At 71.1% G+C, this 18,470-nt stretch carries 16 protein-coding genes and 1 pseudogene; 6 read left to right on the top strand and 11 right to left on the bottom strand.

Translation table 11 applies throughout. The annotated features are described in order from the left end of the window. Nucleotides 1-10 precede the first annotated feature (10 nt). Nucleotides 11-1,567: a long-chain fatty acid--CoA ligase gene (locus tag ACFYZ3_RS28500; RefSeq protein WP_388523362.1), complete on the bottom strand. Its 1,557-nt coding sequence runs from the start codon at nt 1,565-1,567 to the stop codon at nt 11-13. A 113-nt stretch (nt 1,568-1,680) separates the two neighbouring features. On the opposite strand from ACFYZ3_RS28500, the gene ACFYZ3_RS28505 reads away from it, so the two are divergent. Next, entirely contained in the window at nt 1,681-2,325 is a 645-nt protein-coding gene (locus tag ACFYZ3_RS28505; RefSeq protein WP_388523365.1) for a TetR/AcrR family transcriptional regulator, read from the top strand. A gap of 199 nt (nt 2,326-2,524) precedes the next feature. Continuing rightward, a complete protein-coding gene (locus tag ACFYZ3_RS28510) occupies nt 2,525-3,613 on the top strand; it encodes a serine hydrolase domain-containing protein (RefSeq protein ID WP_388523368.1) in 1,089 nt (362 codons plus the stop codon). Here ACFYZ3_RS28510 and ACFYZ3_RS28515 read toward each other — a convergent pair. Continuing rightward, entirely contained in the window at nt 3,603-4,400 is a 798-nt protein-coding gene (locus tag ACFYZ3_RS28515; protein ID WP_388523371.1) for an SAM-dependent methyltransferase, read from the bottom strand. The two genes, ACFYZ3_RS28510 and ACFYZ3_RS28515, sit on opposite strands and share 11 nt — an antisense overlap. A 122-nt stretch (nt 4,401-4,522) precedes the next feature. On the opposite strand from ACFYZ3_RS28515, the gene ACFYZ3_RS28520 reads away from it, so the two are divergent. Together ACFYZ3_RS28520 and ACFYZ3_RS28525 are read left to right on the top strand one after the other, a co-directional pair. After that, on the top strand, nt 4,523-5,074 hold the full coding sequence (locus ACFYZ3_RS28520) for a hypothetical protein (RefSeq protein ID WP_388523374.1): 552 nt from the start codon (nt 4,523-4,525) through the stop codon (nt 5,072-5,074). Between the two features lie 21 nt (nt 5,075-5,095). Continuing rightward, nucleotides 5,096-5,857, top strand: coding sequence for a hypothetical protein (locus tag ACFYZ3_RS28525; RefSeq protein WP_388523377.1), 762 nt, complete (start codon nt 5,096-5,098; stop codon nt 5,855-5,857). Nucleotides 5,858-5,874: 17 nt separating this feature from the next. Here the strand turns inward: ACFYZ3_RS28525 and ACFYZ3_RS28530 are convergent, their stop codons facing one another. Next, on the bottom strand, nt 5,875-7,038 hold the full coding sequence (locus tag ACFYZ3_RS28530; protein ID WP_388523380.1) for a cytochrome P450: 1,164 nt from the start codon (nt 7,036-7,038) through the stop codon (nt 5,875-5,877). 62 nt (nt 7,039-7,100) lie between these two features. Further along, nucleotides 7,101-7,238 carry a tetratricopeptide repeat protein gene (locus ACFYZ3_RS28535; RefSeq protein WP_388523753.1) on the bottom strand — a complete coding sequence of 46 codons (138 nt, stop codon included), beginning with the start codon at nt 7,236-7,238 and terminating at the stop codon, nt 7,101-7,103. Between the two features lie 125 nt (nt 7,239-7,363). Here ACFYZ3_RS28535 and ACFYZ3_RS28540 point away from each other — a divergent pair, with 125 nt between their 5' ends. Continuing rightward, complete coding sequence (locus tag ACFYZ3_RS28540; protein WP_388523382.1) at nt 7,364-7,798, top strand: hypothetical protein; 435 nt, start codon at nt 7,364-7,366, stop codon at nt 7,796-7,798. Nucleotides 7,799-7,870: 72 nt separating this feature from the next. Here ACFYZ3_RS28540 and ACFYZ3_RS28545 read toward each other — a convergent pair whose 3' ends face one another. Then, a complete protein-coding gene (locus tag ACFYZ3_RS28545) occupies nt 7,871-9,274 on the bottom strand; it encodes a hypothetical protein (RefSeq protein ID WP_388523385.1) in 1,404 nt (467 codons plus the stop codon). Nucleotides 9,275-9,624: 350 nt separating this feature from the next. Then, nucleotides 9,625-9,927 (bottom strand): hypothetical protein, encoded by a 303-nt coding sequence (locus ACFYZ3_RS28550; RefSeq protein ID WP_388523388.1) that lies wholly within the window; start codon nt 9,925-9,927, stop codon nt 9,625-9,627. Nucleotides 9,928-10,036: 109 nt separating this feature from the next. On the opposite strand from ACFYZ3_RS28550, the pseudogene ACFYZ3_RS28555 reads away from it, so the two are divergent. Continuing rightward, nucleotides 10,037-10,819 (top strand): annotated as a pseudogene (locus ACFYZ3_RS28555) (LysR family transcriptional regulator); the annotation flags it as partial. Between the two features lie 65 nt (nt 10,820-10,884). Here ACFYZ3_RS28555 and ACFYZ3_RS28560 read toward each other — a convergent pair. Genes ACFYZ3_RS28560 through ACFYZ3_RS28580 form a run of 5 tightly spaced genes read right to left on the bottom strand, consistent with a single transcriptional unit; the run spans nt 10,885 to nt 18,456 of the window. Further along, the gene (locus ACFYZ3_RS28560) at nt 10,885-14,064 is read right to left on the bottom strand and encodes a glycoside hydrolase family 38 C-terminal domain-containing protein (protein WP_388523391.1); all 3,180 of its coding nucleotides are present in this window, start codon (nt 14,062-14,064) and stop codon (nt 10,885-10,887) included. Then, complete coding sequence (locus tag ACFYZ3_RS28565) at nt 14,046-15,320, bottom strand: glycoside hydrolase family 76 protein (protein WP_388523394.1); 1,275 nt, start codon at nt 15,318-15,320, stop codon at nt 14,046-14,048. The genes ACFYZ3_RS28560 and ACFYZ3_RS28565 overlap by 19 nt, the downstream gene beginning before the upstream one ends. 48 nt (nt 15,321-15,368) lie before the next feature. Beyond that, nucleotides 15,369-16,184 (bottom strand): carbohydrate ABC transporter permease, encoded by an 816-nt coding sequence (locus ACFYZ3_RS28570; protein ID WP_388523397.1) that lies wholly within the window; start codon nt 16,182-16,184, stop codon nt 15,369-15,371. 2 nt (nt 16,185-16,186) lie between these two features. After that, a complete protein-coding gene (locus ACFYZ3_RS28575) occupies nt 16,187-17,146 on the bottom strand; it encodes a carbohydrate ABC transporter permease (protein WP_388523400.1) in 960 nt (319 codons plus the stop codon). After that, nucleotides 17,143-18,456, bottom strand: coding sequence for an ABC transporter substrate-binding protein (locus ACFYZ3_RS28580; protein ID WP_388523403.1), 1,314 nt, complete (start codon nt 18,454-18,456; stop codon nt 17,143-17,145). Before ACFYZ3_RS28580 ends, ACFYZ3_RS28575 begins: the two co-directional genes overlap by 4 nt. Nucleotides 18,457-18,470: the final 14 nt, after the last annotated feature.

Below are 18,470 nucleotides of genomic sequence, written 5' to 3' on the forward strand. Positions count from 1 at the left end.
GGTTCCCTGTTCAGTGGACGCGGCGCTCGGCGCCGGACCAGTAGGTGTCGCGTATGGCGCGGCGGTCGATCTTGCCGTTGGGGTTGTGGGGCAGCGCGGCGACTACGTCGACGGAGCGGGGCTTCTTCATGCGCGCCAGGTGCTCGGCGCAGAAGGCGATCAGTTCCTCCGCGTCGAGCGTGACCCCCGCCCGCGGGACGACGACGGCCTTGACCGCTTCGCCCCACTGCTCGTCGGGTACGCCTACGACCGCCGCCTCGAAGACGCCGGGATGCTGGTGGAGGACGGATTCGACCTCGACGGCGTAGATGTTGAAACCGCCGGAGATGATCATGTCCTTCTTGCGGTCGACGATGAAGACGTATCCGTCGCGGCGCCGCCGCGCCAGGTCGCCGGTGAGGAACCAGCCGTCGCGGAAGCTTCGCGCGGTCAGTTCCGGCTCGTTGTGGTAACCGGGGACGACGTCGGGACCGCGGACGGCGATCTCGCCGATCTCGCCGTCCGCCACCGGGTCGCCGCTGTCGTCGACGATCCGCACCTCGGCCTCGGCGAGCGGGCGGCCGCAGGACAGCAGCAGTTCCTCGTCGTCGCCCTCGACGGCGCGGCGGTGGTCCTCCGTGGAGAGGAAGAGCACCCCGGAGGTCGTCTCGCCGCATCCGTAGCCCTGGCTGAGCACGGGGCCGAAGAGATCCCAGGCCGCCCGCACCCGGGCGGGTGACATGGGTGCCGCGCCGTAGAGCAGATGGCGGAGGCTGGAGAGGTCGTGGTCGCGGGCGTTGTCCAGCGCGAGGACCGTGTTGACCATCGTCGGGACGAGGAACGCGTGCGTGGCACGCTCTCGTTCCACGGTGGCGAGGAACTCCGCGGCGTCCCAGCGCGGCAGCACGACGGCGCACCCGCCGGCGAAGAAGATGCCCATCAGCGGCATGCCGGAGGCGTGGGTGACGGGACCGGCCAGGATCTGCCGGTCGCCCGTGCCGACCCGAGTGGCCTGGTTCATCACCGACTTGCGCAGCAGGGCCAGCCGATTGCCGTACGTCTGCACGGCCGCCTTGAGCTTGCCGGTGGAGCCCGAGGTGAAGTGCAGGACGGCGATGTCGTCCTCGGCGCACTCCACGTCCACGGCCTCGCGGGAGGTGGACGCGAGGAGTTCCGCGTAGCCGGGACCGAGGTCGGCGGGACCGTCGTAGCCGATGACGGCCTTCACGGCCGACCCGGGCACCGCCCGTCGTGCCGCGTCCAGGTGGGCGGCGTCGGTGAGCAGGACGCGGGCGTCCGACTCCCGCAGCAGATGGGCGACTTCCCCGTCGCCGAGGCGGGCGTTGACCGGCGCCCGGGTCAGTCCCGCCTTGTAGAGGGCCACCTCCGTGACGACCAGCTCCGCGCGGTTGGCCGCGAGCGTCGCCACGCGCTCACCCCGGCCCAGGCCCATCCCGGTGAGCGCGGCCGCCAGCCGGTCGCTGTGGTCGTCGAGTTCCGCATACGTCAACCGGACGTGGCCGCAGACCACCGCCTCCGCGCCCGGGTGGTGCTCGGCTGTCCGGCGCACGTAACGCCCGAGATTCATCGCGCCTCCAGAGTTTCAGTACATTGTGTTCAGTATCAATCGGGTTGTCGGGCAAGGTACGGGCAGCGCTAGGGTCAGGTCAACGGTCCTGACGAGAAGGAATCGAAGTGGACATGAAGCCCGAAGACCGCCGCGTCCGGCGGACGCGCGCCGCGCTCCGCAAGGCCTTGGTCGAACTGGTGCTGGACAAGGGGTTCCAGGCCGTCACCGTCGAGGAGATCACCGAGCGGGCCGACATCGGCCGGGCCACCTTCTACGCGCACTACCGGGACAAGGAGGATCTCCTGGTCGGCATCGTGCGCGACCTCGCGCAGGACCGCGAGCGTCTGCTGCCGGCCGTGCGCCAGGCGCACGCCCAGGGTTTCACCGGACTGCCGGTCAAGTACATCTTCGAACACGCCGCCCAGGAACGGGGCGTCTACCAGGTGATTCTACGGGGGGAGGGCGACGGGCGGGCGCTGCGGGAGTTCACCGAACTCATCCGCTCACACGCCGAGATGGCCTTCCGCGACCGGGCGCGGCAACTCGGCGTGGAGCCGAGGATCCCGCTCGGCATCGTCGCCCGCGCGTGGACCGGCGAGCTCATCTCGGTGCTGGGCTGGTGGGTCGAGAACGACACGGGTTACACCGCCGAGCAGATCACCGCCCACCTGCGGGACCTCTCCGTCTACGGCAGGGTCTGGGCCACCGGGCTGACCCCGGTGGACGCGCCCGGAGCCGTCGACCTCCCCGGAGGGCAGGGCGCCGGACCCCGGTAGTCACGCCGGGACGGCCGACCCTGCCGACCTCTTCCCTCGTTTCCGAACAGTGTGTACGGTATCGATCTCGTGATGAGCTGATTCCGAACGAGCGGAGCGACGCGTGACGGGCACGGACTCACTGGCCGACCTCGTCTGGGCACGAGGATTCACGGACTCGGCCTGGGCACGACGACACACGACGGCAGGCCGGGAGATCATGCCCAGTCGTCGCGTCTGGCGGGGCCGGGGCGGCCCCGGTGACCTGCCGGCGTCGCCGCCGGGCGCCCTCGACGACCTCGGCGTCACGGGCTCGTACGGACGTACCCTCACCCTCGCGGAACTGCTCGCCGAGGCCGAGACGGACGCCCTGCTCGTCCTGCACCGGGGCAGGCTCGTCCACGAGGAGTACCGGCACGGCTACCAGGCCCACGTCCCGCACTTCAACGCCTCGGCCGCCAAGTCCTACCTCGGTCTCCTGGCCGCGGCCCTCGCCCACGAAGGACACCTCGACCGGGGCGCCCGGGTCGCCCGGTACGTGCCCGAACTCTCCGGCACCGCCTTCGGCGAAGCCCAGGTCGACCACCTGATGCACATGGGCACGCGGATGAGCTACGCCGGCCGCCCGTACGACAAGGCCCTGGAGGCGCAGCGCTACTTCGCCGTGCTCGCTCCACGGCTGCGGCCCTACGGCTACTCGGGGCCCGCGACCATCCGCGAGCATCTCGCCACCGCCAGGGCCACGGGCGAGCCCGGCACGGAGTTCCGCTACGAGAACGGCAACGTCGAGGCGCTCGCCGAGGTCCTGCGACGGATCACCGGACTCAGCACCTCGGCACTGATGTCCGAGATGATCTGGTCCCGGATCGGGGCGGAGGAGGACGCCTACTATCTCGTCGACGCGGACGGCGCCGAGGCAGCCTGCGGCGGCTTCAGCGCCACCGCGCGCGACGTGGCCCGCCTGGGCGAACTCGTCCGCCGCGGCGGGGCCGTCGGCGACCGCCAGATCCTGCCGGAAGCGGTGACCGCCCTGGCCGGGAGCGTCCCCGATGGCTACCCGCGGCGCGTTCGCTTCCCCGCGGCGCCGCCCGACTCGCCGGCCACCCTCTCGTACCACGACCTGTGGTGGATCCTGAACGACCCCTACGGATCCTTCATGGCCAGCGGCATCCACGGTCAGCGCCTGTTCGTCTCACCCGCACTGGACCTGGTCGTCGTCCACTACGCCTCCCAAGTGGTCTCCCCGGCGGTCCCTCAGGTCCCCCTCGTGCAGGCGTTCCTCTCGATCGGCAGGCACCTCAACGCGTGAGGCGGGCCACGGCCCCGTAGATGCCGACCCCGGCCGTTTGCGCCGTCGGCGGTGTGTCCGGCCGCCACAGCGGGACTGGGACCAGGCCGGGCCCGACCAGGTCGAAGCCGTCGAAGAACCGCTCGATCTCGGCGTGGGAGCGCAGGTTGAGAGGGGCGGCGGCCCGGTCGTAGACGGCCTGCGCCGTGCTGCGGTCGGCGAAGTCGCCCGTGGCGTGCGAGAGCACCAGGAAGCTGCCGGCCGGCAGTGCCTCGCGCAGGGTGGCGACGACCCGCTCGGGCTCCTGCGCCTGCGTGAGGAAGTGGAGGACCGAGACGAGAAGCAGTGCCACCGGCTCGTCGAAGTCGATGACGCCGCGGACGCCGGGGTGGTCCAGGACGGCCCGCGGATCGCGAAGGTCGGCGCGTGCGACGCCGATCGCGTCGGAACTGCGGAGCAGGGCGTCCGCGTGCGCCGTCACGATCGGGTCGTTGTCGACGTACGCGACGCGCACGTCCGCCGCCATCCCGAGGGCGATCTCGTGCACGTTGGGTGAATGGGGCAGCCCGGCGCCGATGTCGAGGATCTGCCGGAGGCCGCCACCGACGACGTGGCGGACCGCGCGCTCCAGGAAGGCGCGGTTGGCCCGGGCACCGATGCGTTCCTCGGGGGCGGCGGCGACGAGTTCGTCACCGGCCTCCTGGTCCACCTTGTAGTTGTCCTTGCCGCCGAGCAGGTAATCGTAGATCCTCGCGGAGTGCGGCCTGCCGGTGTCGATCTCCGGGGCACGTAAGCCGTGCTGCCTCAAGTGGCGCTCCTCTCAGCACGGAATCCGGCCGACAACACGATCCTGCCCTTGCGTCCGACGGTGTGTCAACTAAAGTACACAGAAGCAGGATCGGCGATGGCGGAAGAGACCACTACGTGGGTGTGAGCGGTGACGAGGAAGAGCCCTTGGGGGGCGCCGCCGCGGTACCGGGCCCGCAACCGAACTCCCTTGCTCAGAAGCTGAAGTGGCTGATGGCCGGCCGAAAGGACGCCAGGGGCAGGGCGTATGTCTCCCGCACCCTGTCGCAGGCCGTCGACGAGCTGCCCGATCCGCCCACATCGACGTCGTTCGCACTCATCGCGAAACTCGCCAACGGTCAGCAGGACAACCCGACCATCAAGACCGTCCTCGCCCTGTGCCGGGCACTCGGCGACGTGCCGCCGGCCTATCTGCTGCCGCATGCCGGCTACGACGACCTCGAGGCGCTCGAAGCCTTCGAGGACCCGCTGGCCCGCCGTGTGCTCGCCCTGCTGAGGGACCTGCCGGAGAGCGAGGTGCGCGATGTCGTCGCGTATGTGGAGGGGCGGCGGGAAGACCTCGGCCTGCCTTCCGTCGCGGACGGCCCGGGCGTGGAGAAGCCGACGAAGGCCCGACGGCGACGGACTGGAACCGAAGCCGCCCAATACGCGGCCGATGCACTGGAAGGTCTCTGAGATGCGCTGGAAGGTCTCCCCTTGGACGGCATAATCTTCGGCTCCTGCACCGTGGCAGGGGTGATCGCCACCGTGCTCTGCACCCGGAGAGCCTTGCACAACCCGCGCGTGTTCACCTGGTTGATCGCCGTGGCGTTCGGCGTGTGCACGGTGGGGGTCTTCTTCGCGGTACCCGCGGTCGCCCGGGTGGCCGAGGAGGTCACCGGCCTGGACAACGCGGGCAAGCTGGTGGCGCACATCTGCGCCATCCTCTGGTGCGCGTCGCTGCAGATCACCATGGTGGACCTGGCCTACCGGCCGGAGTACCTGCGAACCGCCATGTACCAGCGGCTGTTCGCCGCCGCCGTGGAGCTGGCCGTCATGATCCCGCTCTTCGTCGCGACGAACGGCGACGACGTCGAGTTCACCACCGCCTACGTCGACCACCCGTCCGTGGCGGCCTACCTGCTCATCTACCTCTCCTACGTCCTGGTCACCTGCGGCGAGCTCGCCTTCATGTGCGGCCGGACCGCCCGGCGCAGCCGGACCGCTCGCCCCTGGACCGGCGTCGGCTTCGCCCTGTGTTCCGTCGCGGCCGTCCTGGGCGTCGGGTACACGATGTCCAAGGGGTCGTACATCGTCTTCCACACACTCGACCACCCGTGGTCCCTGGACGTCGAGGAGGCGCTGAGCCCGGCACTGAGCGGGCTCGCCGTCCTGTTCCTCTTCGCCGGCCTGACCATGCCGATGATCGGCGGGATGCGCCGGCGGCTGCGGCAACGCGGGGGCGGCGCGGTGGGCTGAGCCGGAAGCCGAGTCCGTCAGTAGCTGACCGGCAGGGCAGTCAGGCTGCGAGAGCGCATTGAGGGCCGCCACCGGGGCTCGGCGTCGGCAGGCCGGAGCCCGGGAAGGCGCACGAGCAGAGTCCCCAGGGCGATCTCCGCCTCCGCCCTGGCCAGTGCGGCCCCCAGGCAGTAGTGAATGCCGAGGCCCAGGGCGAGATGCCCGGTCGGCTCCCGCCCCAGGTCGAGCCGGTCCGGGTGGTCGAAGCGCTCCGGATCACGGTTCGCGGCGGCCAGGGACAGCAGGACCGTCTGTCCGGCCGGCACCGTGACGCCACCGAGCACCAGGTCCTCGGTGGTGAAGCGCCTGATGGCGAGGAGCGCGGGCCCTTCGAACCGCGCGAGTTCCTCGACGGCGTCCGGCAGCCGGGTGGGGTCCTCGCGCAGCAGCGCCATCTCCTCGGGGTGCTGCAGCAGGCTGTGCATGCCGTTGCCGATCAGATGCACGGTGTTCTCGAAGCCCGCGACGAGGACGAGGAAGGCGAGCGACATCAACTCGTCCTCGCTCAGCGCGTCCCCCGCCTCCCGCACGCGGATCAGGTCGGAGAGCAGATCGTCCGCCGGCCGTCGGCGCTTGTCCGCCAGGAGCCCGGTGAAGAAGCCGAGCATCGCGGTGACGGCGTCCCGGGTCGCTGCCGGACGGGCGGGGTCGGGAGCGACGAGTGCGTGGGTCCACCCGCGGAAGTCGACGCGGTGCTCGTCCGGTACACCGAGCAGGTCGCAGATCACGGTGATCGACAGGGGAGCGGCGTAGGAGGCGATCAGGTCGGTGTGACCGTGCTCGCCCAGCGCGTCGACGAGTTGGCCGGCCTTCTTCTGGATGGGCCCGCGCAACTGCTGGATCCTGCCCGGCGTGAAGGCGCGGCCGACCAGACGGCGGACACGGGTGTGGTCGGGCGGGTCCATGGTGAGGAGGTTGGCGTCGAGCGCGGGCGGCAGGGCGAAGCCCGTGTACCCGTCCGTGGAGTTCCGCTTGTCCAGCGAGAACCGGGGATCCGACAACGCCTGGCGCACGTCGTCGTAGCGCGTGACCAACCAGGCCGTGGTCCCGTCCGGGCCGGCGACCGGATGCACGGGTGACGTACCGCGCAGGTGCCGGTATGCCCGGTGGGGGTCCCTGACGAGGTCGTCCACAGTGTCCATGGGATCCACCCTAGAGCCTTCCCTCACGCCAACTTCTCGGCCCCACTCACGGGTTGCGAGGGTCAGCCGCTCAGCAGCCCGTCCAGTTCCGCCCGCGTCCCGCGCGTGTCCCGGTGCTCCTCGCCCAGGACCCGCGCGCGGTCGGCGACGACCTCACGGAGGAGGGCCACCGCGCGCTCCACCTCCCCGAGCCGGGCCAGGGTCCGGGCCCGGCCGAACGCCGGTGGCCCGCGCGCGCAGGGCCACCGGCGCGTCCGCGCCGAGGCGTTCCCCGAGGCGCTCGGCTCAGCCCGCCCGGCGGGTCCGGTTCACCGTAGCCTCCGGTGTGGCGCGCAGCTCGGTTCCCGGTGCCCGGGCACGCGCCGTCGCCCCCTGCGATCGCGGTCACCGGCGAGGGGTCGCCCGGGACATCATCGCCAACATCCGCCGGCACGCCTCCGATCCGGGAGACAGCGACGAGGCCGCCGACGCCCTGGCGGAACTGAGCGTCGAAGTCGGCCCCGAGCAGGAGCCGTTGGAGCCACCGCGCATGTTCATCCCGACGACGGGGCGGCTCGGCCCGATCGCCCGCTCCGGGTTCGCCGCGCTCACCAGCACCGGCGCCTTCCACCTCGGGCATGTGGCCGCCTACCTGCACGACGAGCGAGTACGGGAAGGCGCGATCGAGGCCACATCGTCGCCACGCCGAGGCTGCGCAAGCTCTTCCCCGAGGGCGACGCGGTGCGCGAACGCACCCGGCGGGTCAGCAACCGCGACGTAGACCCGCACGCGGCGACGGAGTACCTCAGCCGCTGGGAAACGGTGGAGCCGCGCGCCGAGCTGCTCCGAGCCGTCACCGCCCGGGTCGCCGGGACCGTCCGGGCCGGGAACGCCGGGAACGCCGTGAGCGCCGGGTCGGCCGCTCGGAGGTGGCGTCTTCCGGGGCGGGCAGGCGCAGCGATATCCGGCGTCGCGCGAGCAGACCGACGGCGATCAGCAGCAGGAAGGGCAGCCAGGCAAGCGCGTACGCGACACCGTAATGGTGGAGGTCCAGGATCGACCGGTTCGGGTCCACGTCGCTGCTGTTGACGCCGAAGTACGCGAGGAGCAGCGCGGGCGGGAGCGCGATGAGCGAGCCGACGGCGATCACCGCCGCCAGCACCCTGTCCCGGTCCTCGGCGTACTGCTGGGACGCCGTCTCGAGGCCGACGCGGCGCGTCGCGAGGACGGCGTTCACGCGCTCGACGATGCGGGAGGTGTTGGCCAGCGCGTCCGCCAGTGACGAGACGTCGCGCAGTGACGCATGGAAGCTCTCGACCAGCAGCTCCGGTATGAGGATCGTGTCGGCGTACACCTCGACGCTGAAGCTCAGGTCGAGCTGGAGATCGTTGAGCCGGTGCGAGAGCTGCGCGACCAGGGCACGGGCGTCGTCCGTCGTCTCGACTGCCGCTGCCCGGTCCAGTTCCAGTGCCTCGAACGCCTGACGTCGGATGCGGTGCACGGCCGCGACCGCGGTGAGGATGCCCGCGGCGGCCAGCCCGAACGCGTTCTCCACCGGCGGCGCGTAGCCGACGATCAACGACACGCCTCTGCCGTGCGCGACCATGGTCTGGCCGGCGTTGTTCAGCGTCGTGGGGCGCCGGATGCCCAGTGTGGCGCCGGTGCCGCTGTCCAGCGTGCCGCGCAGCACGATGGTCACCACGTCCTGGCCGACCGCGTCGCCGGGCACGTGCTCGGCCAACAGCCCTCGTGCGAGGGCCGCTCCGGGAAAGACGCTCTGGTGGACGTTCCGGCCGAACTCCAGCGGTGGCTGGTCCGAGGGCCGGTCCGTGCTGCCGTACGCCCGCAGGCGCTCGTCGAGCCATGCGGTCAGCGGCACACCGCCGACGCGGGTGGCCGAGCGGTCCTGCCAGGTGGCGTAGAGGGTTTCGGCGATCGCGTCCGAGTCGCCCGCGTCGTCCGGGACTTCGACGTCCACGAAGAGCAGCGGGTCCTGGCGAGGGGTGACAGCCAGGGTGATGTCCGCGCCGTCGACCCGGGCCGCGTGGGGCGGCAGCGTGATCTCCGGGACGCGCTCGTGCAGCACCAGCCGGGGCAGCAGCAGTCCGGCGGCTTCTACGTGGGCGGTGAACCGGCCGAGGCCGAACGCCTCGGACAGCGGACGGAGCCTGTCGTCGGGCACCTGCACCTGTGGCGTGAGGTTGTACATCAACAGCAGGCGGGTACGAATCCTGACCCCCGCGTCGGACCGTGGCACAAGGCCTCCCTACGGCTGACACCCGTGTGGGGCAGCAGCCTAGGGGGCCGCGGATCATTTGGGTGCTGCTTCGCGGAAGGGGCGTCGTCCCTCAGCGGCAGGGCTCCTCCACGTCCAGGTGCTTTCAGGTAGCGGTCCCGTTCCCGGGCAGGCAGGGGCCGGCTCACCAGGCCGCACGGCAGGTCGTGCCACGCCTGGTCGCAGGCCCCGTCGTCCCGGGCGATCCCACCCGCCCGCGCCACCGGAGCCATGATCCTCGTCGTCCCGCACATCATCCGCCGCAACGGCTTCACGTCCTTCGCCGTACCCCTCGCCCACCGATCCGGGCGCTGCCGAGGGCCCGGGGCAGCTCACTCCAGCGGCTCGTGGTTGACCCAGATCGCCTTGTAGGGATGGCGGCCCTGCCAGCGCTTGATGAGGTCGACGGCCCCGGGCAGGGCGAAGATCGCGTCGAGGGCGTCGAGGTCGGCCAGGCCCAGTCGCACGATGGCGCTGGCGACGGCCACCGGGGCGTGGTCGTCGCCCGGGACGCGGATGTGATGCCGGGTGGCGACCGACTCGACCAGACCGGATCCGCTCACGAGCTCCTGGAATTCCTCGAGGTACCGGTCCAGCTCACTCGCGGGAATCGGATTGTCGAACGCTACGATCATCGTGTGGTGAATCATGCCCCCAGCGAACAGGCAGTCTTCCCGCATGTCCAAGATCTGTCCGTTCTCGTCCCATGCCTGCCGGGAATGGATCAGGGAGTAGCCTTGCGGTATGGCCGAACTGGAGACCCGCGAGCTGGAGTACTTCGTCGCCGTGGCCGAGGAACTGCACTTCGGCCGTGCCGCGGCCGGTCTGGCGATCGCGCAGCCGGCCCTGTCCAAAGCGATCCGGCGCCTGGAGTCCCGGCTCGGAGTGAGGCTGCTGGAGCGCTCCAGCAGGCACGTCGCCCTCACCGCCGCGGGCGAAGTGCTCCTGCACCATGGCCGGCACGCACTCAACGCTGTCGGCGCGGCTGCCGAGAAGACCCGCAGGGCCGGTGACCGGCAAGCCCACCTGCGCCTGGTGATCAAACCCGGCGGTGACGGAAACCTGCTGTCCGGCATCCTGGCCGGCTACGCCGGCCGGCCCGACGCCCGCCAGGTGGACATCCTCTTCGGCGGAGCCACCGACCGCGCGGATCACGTCCGCGACGGCCGCGCCGATGTCGCCCTGTTGTACGCGCCGTTCGACGACATGACCGGCCTGGACCACGAAACCCTCGCAGTCGAAGGGCGCGTCGCGATCCTGCCTCCGGGCCACCGGCTCGCCGCTCGCCCGGAGGTCACTCTCGCCGACCTCGCCCAGGAGACACTGCCACGCTGGAAAGGTGTGCGCTGGACCGGAGCGCCCGAGGCCGGGCCGGGTCCCGAGGTCACGGACGCGGCCGAAGTCCTGCAGATGATCAGGCTGGGGCGCACCGTCGCGATCCTTCCCCGGTCACTGGCCCTGCCCCCGCACCCCGACCTCGTCTACCGTCCCGTGACCGACGCCCCCGACAGCGAACTCGTCCTCGCGTGGGCGCAGGACGACCGCCGCCGACTGGTTGCCTCCTTCGTCGCCGCCGCAGTGGATGCTGCGGGTCAGGCGTCGCCCGAGACCGACGGGCTCCCCGCGCTCCCGGTCGTGGCGGAACGCAGTTCGAGGACCACGGCCGCCGTTCCGAGCACCGGTACGTCGACCGGTATCGCACCGTCCGGTTCCGGGCCGATCTCCCGCAGGGGCTGGCCCAGGTAGGTGGTGCGGACGGCGCTGACCACGGCGAAGGGTGTGGTCAGGCGACAGGTGACGGGGACGTCGGACAGGGACTGCAGACGCACGAGGAGTTTGCCGCCGTCGGGGACCGTGACTCCGACGAGCCGCACCCGGGGATCGTCCAGGGCCAGGAATCGCGCCTGCGCCGGGGATGCGGCCCCTGCTCCGGCGCGGGCGCGCACCGGCACGAGGGGGTGGCCGGTGACGGCGGCGACGCGTACGGCGAGTTCGTCGGCCCGGGCCCTGTCGTTCTCCTCGGTCGTGGTGAAGCCGACGCTGTAGCGGAAGACGTGGTCGAAGGCCTGCTGGGCGGGGAAGTTGGTGTCCCAGATGTTGTTGTGCACCCAGGAGAAGACGGTGGCCGGCTCCGTCCGGGGCAGCGACTGGGGGTAGGGGACGTAGGGGATCGCGATCCCGCCGAGCTGGACGAGCGGCGCGTCGGCCGTCGCCAGTGCCGCGTGGTGGGCGCCGTCGCTCAGGCTGATCCAACGCCGGACAGCGCGCATGTGGGTCGCGGAGCCCGGCACGGTCTCGCGGTCGGTGCCCAGGACGCCGCCCGTGGCCTCCGTGTGCACGGCGGGTTCGTCGAGGGCGAAGGGGAAGGCGAAGAAGGCACTCTCCTTGGTGAGGGTCGCGTTCTTGTCGATACGGTTCTCGATGTCGATGCGGGCCGCGCGGTGCGGCAGGTGCACGCGCACCCGCAGCCGACGGGTACCGGCCGGGGCGCATTCGTAGACCAGGGTCTGCCCGGTGGCGTCCGTGGTGCGGTCGACGAGTGCGGCGGGCGGCGCGGTGCTGCGGGAGGCGAGCAGGTGCATCGAGTCGTCGGCCACGGTCTTGCTGGACTGGTGGTTGAACGCGCCGGCCGTGGCGTACTCGTCGTAGACGTAGCCGTTGAAGCCGACCACGGCGTCCTGGCGGACCATCTCGCGTCCGGTCGCCTTGTCGACGATGGACGAGATGCACGCCCCGTGCAGGTCGACCGTCACGCGCAGGTGGTCGTTCTCCAGGACGGTGGCATCGGCGGGCGGGTTCGCCCCGTCGGCCGGTGCGGGGGAGTCGTCGCCGGTGACGACGTCCAGGCGCACGGCTCCGCAGGCCGGTACGTCCGCGACCGGCACGTGCAGGAACCGCCCGGCCGCGCGGTGGCGTTCGTTGCTCTGTGCCTCCTCCGCGAAGGGCAGGGGCTCGCCGGTACGCCCGTCGAGGACCCGTACCGCGTCGCCGAGCGCGACCGTGCTCTCCGGCAGGAAGAGGCGTGCGGTCTCGGTGCGCGGCCAGCTGCACGTGTTCACGACGTAGAACGAGGCCGGCGCGTCGTCGGACGGGGCGAAGGCTTCACCGAGCAGGGCGGAAGCGGCGTCCAGGAGCGTCTCGGCGTCGTCGTGTGCGCGCATGGCCTGGGAGTACTTCCAGTGCCACTGCTTCTCGCCGGAGCCGTGGCCGTGGTCGCCGTGGGTCCAGGGGTCGCCCGCGCCCCACGTGTGCTCGTTGAACAGGGACGCGGACCGGTAGACGTCCGGTGCGGCCGAGGTGACGGCCGTGCTGCCGGGTACGCCCATCAGGTGGGCGTACCCGGCCACGGTCTGTGCCTCGGCGAGGGCCGCCTGCCCGCGCCGGGTGGCCGCCAGCGGTACGGCGCCCGCGCCGACGCCGTCCACCCACCAGTCGCTCCAGTCACCCCGGTAGATCTCCAGGCGGTCTCCGACGCGCTTCTCGGCGTCCTCGAAGAAGTCCTGGTTGCGTGAGGCGCGCAGCCGCGGGTAGGCCCACTGTTCGTTCCAGCGGCGCACGGTGTCGGAGATGATGCGGCGCGGCGGGCCGTTGTCCGCGAACTTGCCCAGCACCCGCAGGTGCAGCACGTCCCAGGGGTAGGGGTCGGCGGTGCCGGGCAGGTCGAGGGCGGGGAAGCCGGGGATCCCGCGCCCCTGGTGGGGGTAGGGGAAGCTGGCCAGGGCGCCGAGGTAGGCGGGCAGCAGGTCGTCGACGTGGTCGTAGGACTCGTCGAAGCCGAGGATCGAGCCCTCCATGTAGGCCAGGCCGTGCGGTGTGTCCGTCCGCCAGACCAGGACGCTGTTCCCGCTCGGCGCCTGCCAGCGGAACAGGCGGGGCAGGTGTTCCCCGCCGACGAGGTGGGGCACGGCGCGGCCGGCCCAGTTGTGCGCCACGGACAGGTAGCGGATGCCGTGGTCCGCGAGCACATCGGGCAGTCCCACCACCTGGCCGGGCACGTCCGTCTGCATGGCGGTCGTGATGCCGATGCCGTGCCGGTCGCGCAACGCGGTCACCGGGCGCAGCAGTTCGTGCAGTTCGTCGGTGGAGCAGGTCTCGGTGTGCAGGTTGAACGGCATGGCCGTGAGTTCGACGCGTCCCTCGCGCACCCGCTCCAGGAAACTCTCCACCTGGCGGCGGGGCCGGTTGGCCCGCCAGTCCTGGAAGGAGTGGAAGCCTTCGACGGCCCAGCGGAAGCGGGCCGCTTCCGGCCAGTCGTCGGTGTCGCGGCACAGTTCGAGGAGCGAGTCGAGGTAGGCGCGGCTCTCGGCCATCACCCGGCCCTGCGGGTCGGTGTAGCCGATGTCCAGGTGGGAGTGCTGCACCAGGTGCAGCGTCCAGTGGCGCTGCGGCCGGGCCTCGAAGGCGACCTGGGTCCCCTCTTCGAGTTCCGGGAGCTCGATCAGGAGCGGGGTGGGTGCGTCCACTTCCGGGACCAGGAGACGGGTGTCGTCTCCCGGTCCCGGCATGACCTCGCAGCGGACGGGGGTGCCCCCGGCGGTGCTCACGCGGGCCCGGGTGACGCGCTGTCGCAGGTGCGCGCCGCCGGGGTGACGTACCCCGACCCGGATGGACTGCAGCAGTCCGCCCGTCCCGTCGTGACGCAGCAGCGGCTCTCCCGACAGCCGCACCTGGCGGCCGCCGAGGCCGACGGTGGTGGCCACGCGCTCCTTCAGGAGGTCGCGCGCGATGTCGGAGTCCCACCAGGACGGCCGGGTCAGCGGTGGCTTGGGCATGGTGCGTGAATGTCCTTTGCGTCGAGGGGAGCGGGGGCGCGGTCCGCCGCGTCAGGAAGTCCGGTCGTGCGGTGGGTGGCGTCGGCGAGGGTGGCGAAGATCTGGACCATGGCCGACTGGTTGAGGGTCGCGGCCGGCGCGCCGGGGTCGTAGTCGCCGCCGTTGGAGGGCTGGAAGCGGAACAGGCCGGTGGAGGCGTCCCGGTTGGACTTGTAGGTGCTGTCCGCGTATGTGCTCATGGCCTTCAGATAGGCGGGGTCCGGGCGGACGGAGTCCAGGTCGAGGAGGTCCTTGAAGTAGAAGGCGTTGAAGACGGCCGGCTGGTCGTGCAGGCGGGTGCCCCCGGTCCAGTACGCCAGGGAGCCGCGGGCGTCCGCCACCGCCTTCTTCAGGTACCGTGCGTCACCGGTGCCGCGGTAGAGCGCGGTGGCGGTGCCGATCATGGCGCCCGAGTTGTAGGTCCACAGCGTCTCGTTGGTGCTGCCGTCGTCGCCGCGGTCGTTGGCGTACAGGCCGGGTGCCTTGCGCATGCACGAGTACACCCAGCCGTACCACCGCTCCGCCTTGTCGAGGTAGACCCGGTCGCGGGTGTGTTCGTAGAGCCGGGCGGCGAGCTGGGCCGACAGGGCGGTGACGTTGGTGGCACGGATGGTGTTGCCGGGCGCGTCGTACCAGTCCATGCCGCCCGGGCACGTCTTGGTGGCGTCGCCGTCCCAGGCCCGGGAGACGACGGGCACGACCCGCTCGGCCCGCTTCAGGTACCGCGCGTCACCGGTCTCCTCGTACTGGTCGAGCTGGCTCAGGGCGACGACGGCGTTGTCGTCGTAGTACACGTCGCCGCCCGTGCCGAGGGGAGCGGGCAGGTACGACTGGTAGCCCGGGCGCTCGCCGCCGGTGTGGTACAGCTCGGCCGTGTCGAACCGCTCGGCCGCGTCATGTCGGTAGGCGGCCCCGGTGCGCGGCAGTCGCTGCATGTCGACGGCTGCCTGGGCGGCCTCGCGGAACGGCCACAGATAGGAGTGCTCGGGGTCGGCGGCCTGCCGGGGTGTGTGCTCCAGGTACAGCCCGTGGGCGCCGGGGCCCTCGTACAGGTGCCGTTGCAGGGCGCGGTAGGTACCGGTGGCGCGGTCGGCCCAGGTGTCGGAGGAGACCGGACGGGCGTGTCCGGGGCTCTGGGCGTGTGCGGGGGCGGCGGTCCAGAGCAGGCCGGCGCAGACGACGGGGGCGGTGGCGCGGACGAGCAGCGATCGCAGCACGGGTGTTTCCCTTCGCGACGGTGACGGGGGAGGCGCGGGCGCGCGGGCTCAGCGGTGGATCTTGAGGCTGCTGACGAAGAAGCGCTGGGCGGAGAAGAACAGCACCACGGTCGGCAGCGACACCAGGAGGGCGCCGGCCAGGACGATGGGCGGGCCGACGTTGGAGTAGTTGCCCTGGAGGTCGGCGAGCGCGGCCATGACGGGCCGGATGTTGCGGCTCGTGACCATGGTGATGCCGAACATCAGGTCGTTCCAGACGGCCACGAACTGGAACACGAACACGGCGATCATGGCGGAGCGGGTCAGCGGAACGTGGATCTGCCAGAACACCCGCCACCACGACGCACCGTCCATGCGGGCGGCCTCCACGACCTCCCGCGGCAGCGTCAGGGCGTAGTTGCGCATGACGAAGAACGCGAACGGGACCGCGATCGCCGTGTAGATCAGCATCAGGCCGGTCTGGGTGTCGTAGAGCGAGGTGTGTGCGTAGGACAGGAACAGGGGCCTGATGAAGACCTGAAGGGGCAGCAAAGTGCCGGCGTAGATCACCCAGAACCACAGAGCCTGTCGTTTGACGGGCATGACGATCGTGGCGAAGGCGGCGAAACCGGCGATCACCGCGGCCGCCGCGGCGCTGACCACGGAGTACAGGAGGCTGTTGCCGAGAGCCGGGCCCAGGTTGGCCTTGTCCCAGGCCTGGGACATGTTGTCGAACAACCCGAAGTCCTGCGGCAGCCAGTGCGGACTGCCCGAGTAACTCCCCGAGGGCACCAGCGCGTTGACGACGAGGAGCCAGGTGGGCACCAGCCACAGCAGGGCCATTACCGCGATGACGGCGTTGCGCAGAACTCGGCCGAGGGACATCGTCACACGCCTTTCACGTCGAGCTGGCGGCGCAGGTAGAGCCAGGAGGCGGCCAGCACGATCACGGTGAGCACGACCGCGATCGCCGCTCCCGCGCCGGGCCGCAGTTCGAGGAAGGTCTCGTTGTACATGGACACGGCGAGTGTTTCGGTGGCCCGTCCGGGGCCGCCTTGCGTGAGCACCCAGATCAGGTCGAAGGACTTCAGGCCGTTGACCAGGCTCATACCGATCACGATGATCGACACCGGGCGGAGCTGGGGCAGCACGATGTGGCGGAACTGCTGCCAGCCGCTCGCCCCGTCCAGGGCACCGGCCTCCAGGGTCTCGGGCGGGATGGACTGAAGTCCGACCAGGAAGAGGATGACGGCCACGCCCGTGGCCTGCCAGGCGTTGGCGAGGATCATCACCACGGTGTTGCCCGGCCAGGTCAGCAACCAGCCCTGGGCCAGCGAGTCGAGCCCCAGGCCGGTCAGGACCTGGTTGACGGCGCCGTCGGTGGTGAGCATGAAGTTCCACACCACCGCCACCGCGGACCCCGAGAGCGCGTAGGGCAGTACGACGCACAGCCGCGCGAGGCGGGAGAGGCGTCCGGCGTTGGTCATGCAGGCGATGGCGAGTCCGAGCACGAACGGCAGCGCGACCGTGCCCACCACCCACATCAGGGTGTTCTGGATGGAGCGGGACAGGGCCGGGTCGGACGCGAACAGCGAGTAGTTGTCGAACCAGCTGAACGGCGAGGTCCGCGTGTCGCTGAAGAAGCTGCGGTAGACGGTCCACACGAAGGGGGCCAGCAGGAACAGCGTGACGAGGAGGACGGCCGGAGCCATGAACCCGCCGGCCGTCAGACGTTCACGCGCGGTGGCCCACGTACGCGTCGAGGGGGGCCGCCGCATCGTGCGCCGGGGCGCTCCCGGTCCGCCGGCCGGGGTCGGCGGGCGCCGGTCGGTCACTGAGGTGCTCATGCTTCGTCTCGCTTCCAGGCCGCCCATTCGTCGTGTGCGCGCTCCTGCATCCGGCGCAGTGTGGTGGCCGGCGAGGTCTGTCCGGCCATGAAACCGCCGAGGTCGTTGGTGTTGCCCTGAATGAGGCTCGGCGGGCTTGCCTCCCAGTAGCGGACCAGCGCCGTCCGGCGGTTGCGGGCGACGTCCCGCTGGAGCCCGGCCACCACCGGATTACTGGCGCGCACCTTCGGGTTGGCGGAGCTGTCCTGGAGGAAGTCGCTCCACACTCGCTGGACGGACGGGTCGAGCCAGGCCGCCACGTTCGCCATCGCCGCCTTGTGCGAAGAGGCGCGGCCGGGCACGGCGAAGACCCCGGACTCGGCGATCACGCTCTTCGGGGTGGAGGGGCGCACCGTCGGCAGGATGAAGGCGCCGTAGTCGGTGCCGGGCTTCATCCCGGCCGCGGACATGCCCGACGCCTGCCAGGTGCCGTGCAGGAACATGCCCACCGTGCCCTCCTTCAGCGCGCCGGGGCCGCGCGCCTGGTCGAAGTCGGGCGAGGTCATCCAGCCCTTGCGCATGAAGTCGTGCCAGATGTCCATGGCCCGGAGGGCACGGTCGTCGGTGTAGGAGGCTTCACCGGCGACCAGCTGCTGGTAGAAGCCGGGGTCGACCTTGCTGACCAGCTCCTGGAACCACTCGATCGCCGGCCAGCCCCCCACCTGGCTGGCGAGGAAAGGCGTGATCTTGTTGCGCTTGAGGACCTCGGCGCAGTGCAGCAGTTCGTCCCAGCTGCTCGGCGCGGACAGACCCAGCTTCCCGAACACCGGCTTGCTGTAGAAGAGCACGTAGTACGACTCGTACAGCGGGATCCCGAAGACCTTGCCCCGGTAGGACACGGACTCCCGCGACGTGCCGCGCACCCACCCTTTGGCCCCGTACCCCTCCCAGACGCGCGTCAGGTCGGTGAGCCCGCCGGCGCGCGCCAGACGCTTGAGCTGGTAGCCGGACGCCCACTTGACGAGGTCGGGGGACTTCGAGGTCTGCAGGGTCATCTGCACGACCTGTTGGTAGGAGGTGACCGACGGATTCGACAGCGGCCTGAGCGTGTATCCGGTGATCCTCTTCAGTTCGCGGCCGGCCGCGCGGTAGCCGTCGTCCCAGGTGGCGTTGTCGTTGGAAATGCTCGTGGTCCCCGGCTGCGCGGACGTGCCGGCTCCCCGCGCGCAGCCCCCTGCCGTCAGAGCGGCCGCGCCGGCGGCCACCCCGGTGAGGAAGCGGCGCCGAGCAAGCGGCAAGGCCGCACTGCTGGTCCTGCCCGATGCTGACATTGATCACCTTCACG

Source organism: Streptomyces sp. NPDC001599, from assembly GCF_042893535.1.
Classification (GTDB): Bacteria; Actinomycetota; Actinomycetes; order Streptomycetales; family Streptomycetaceae; genus Streptomyces.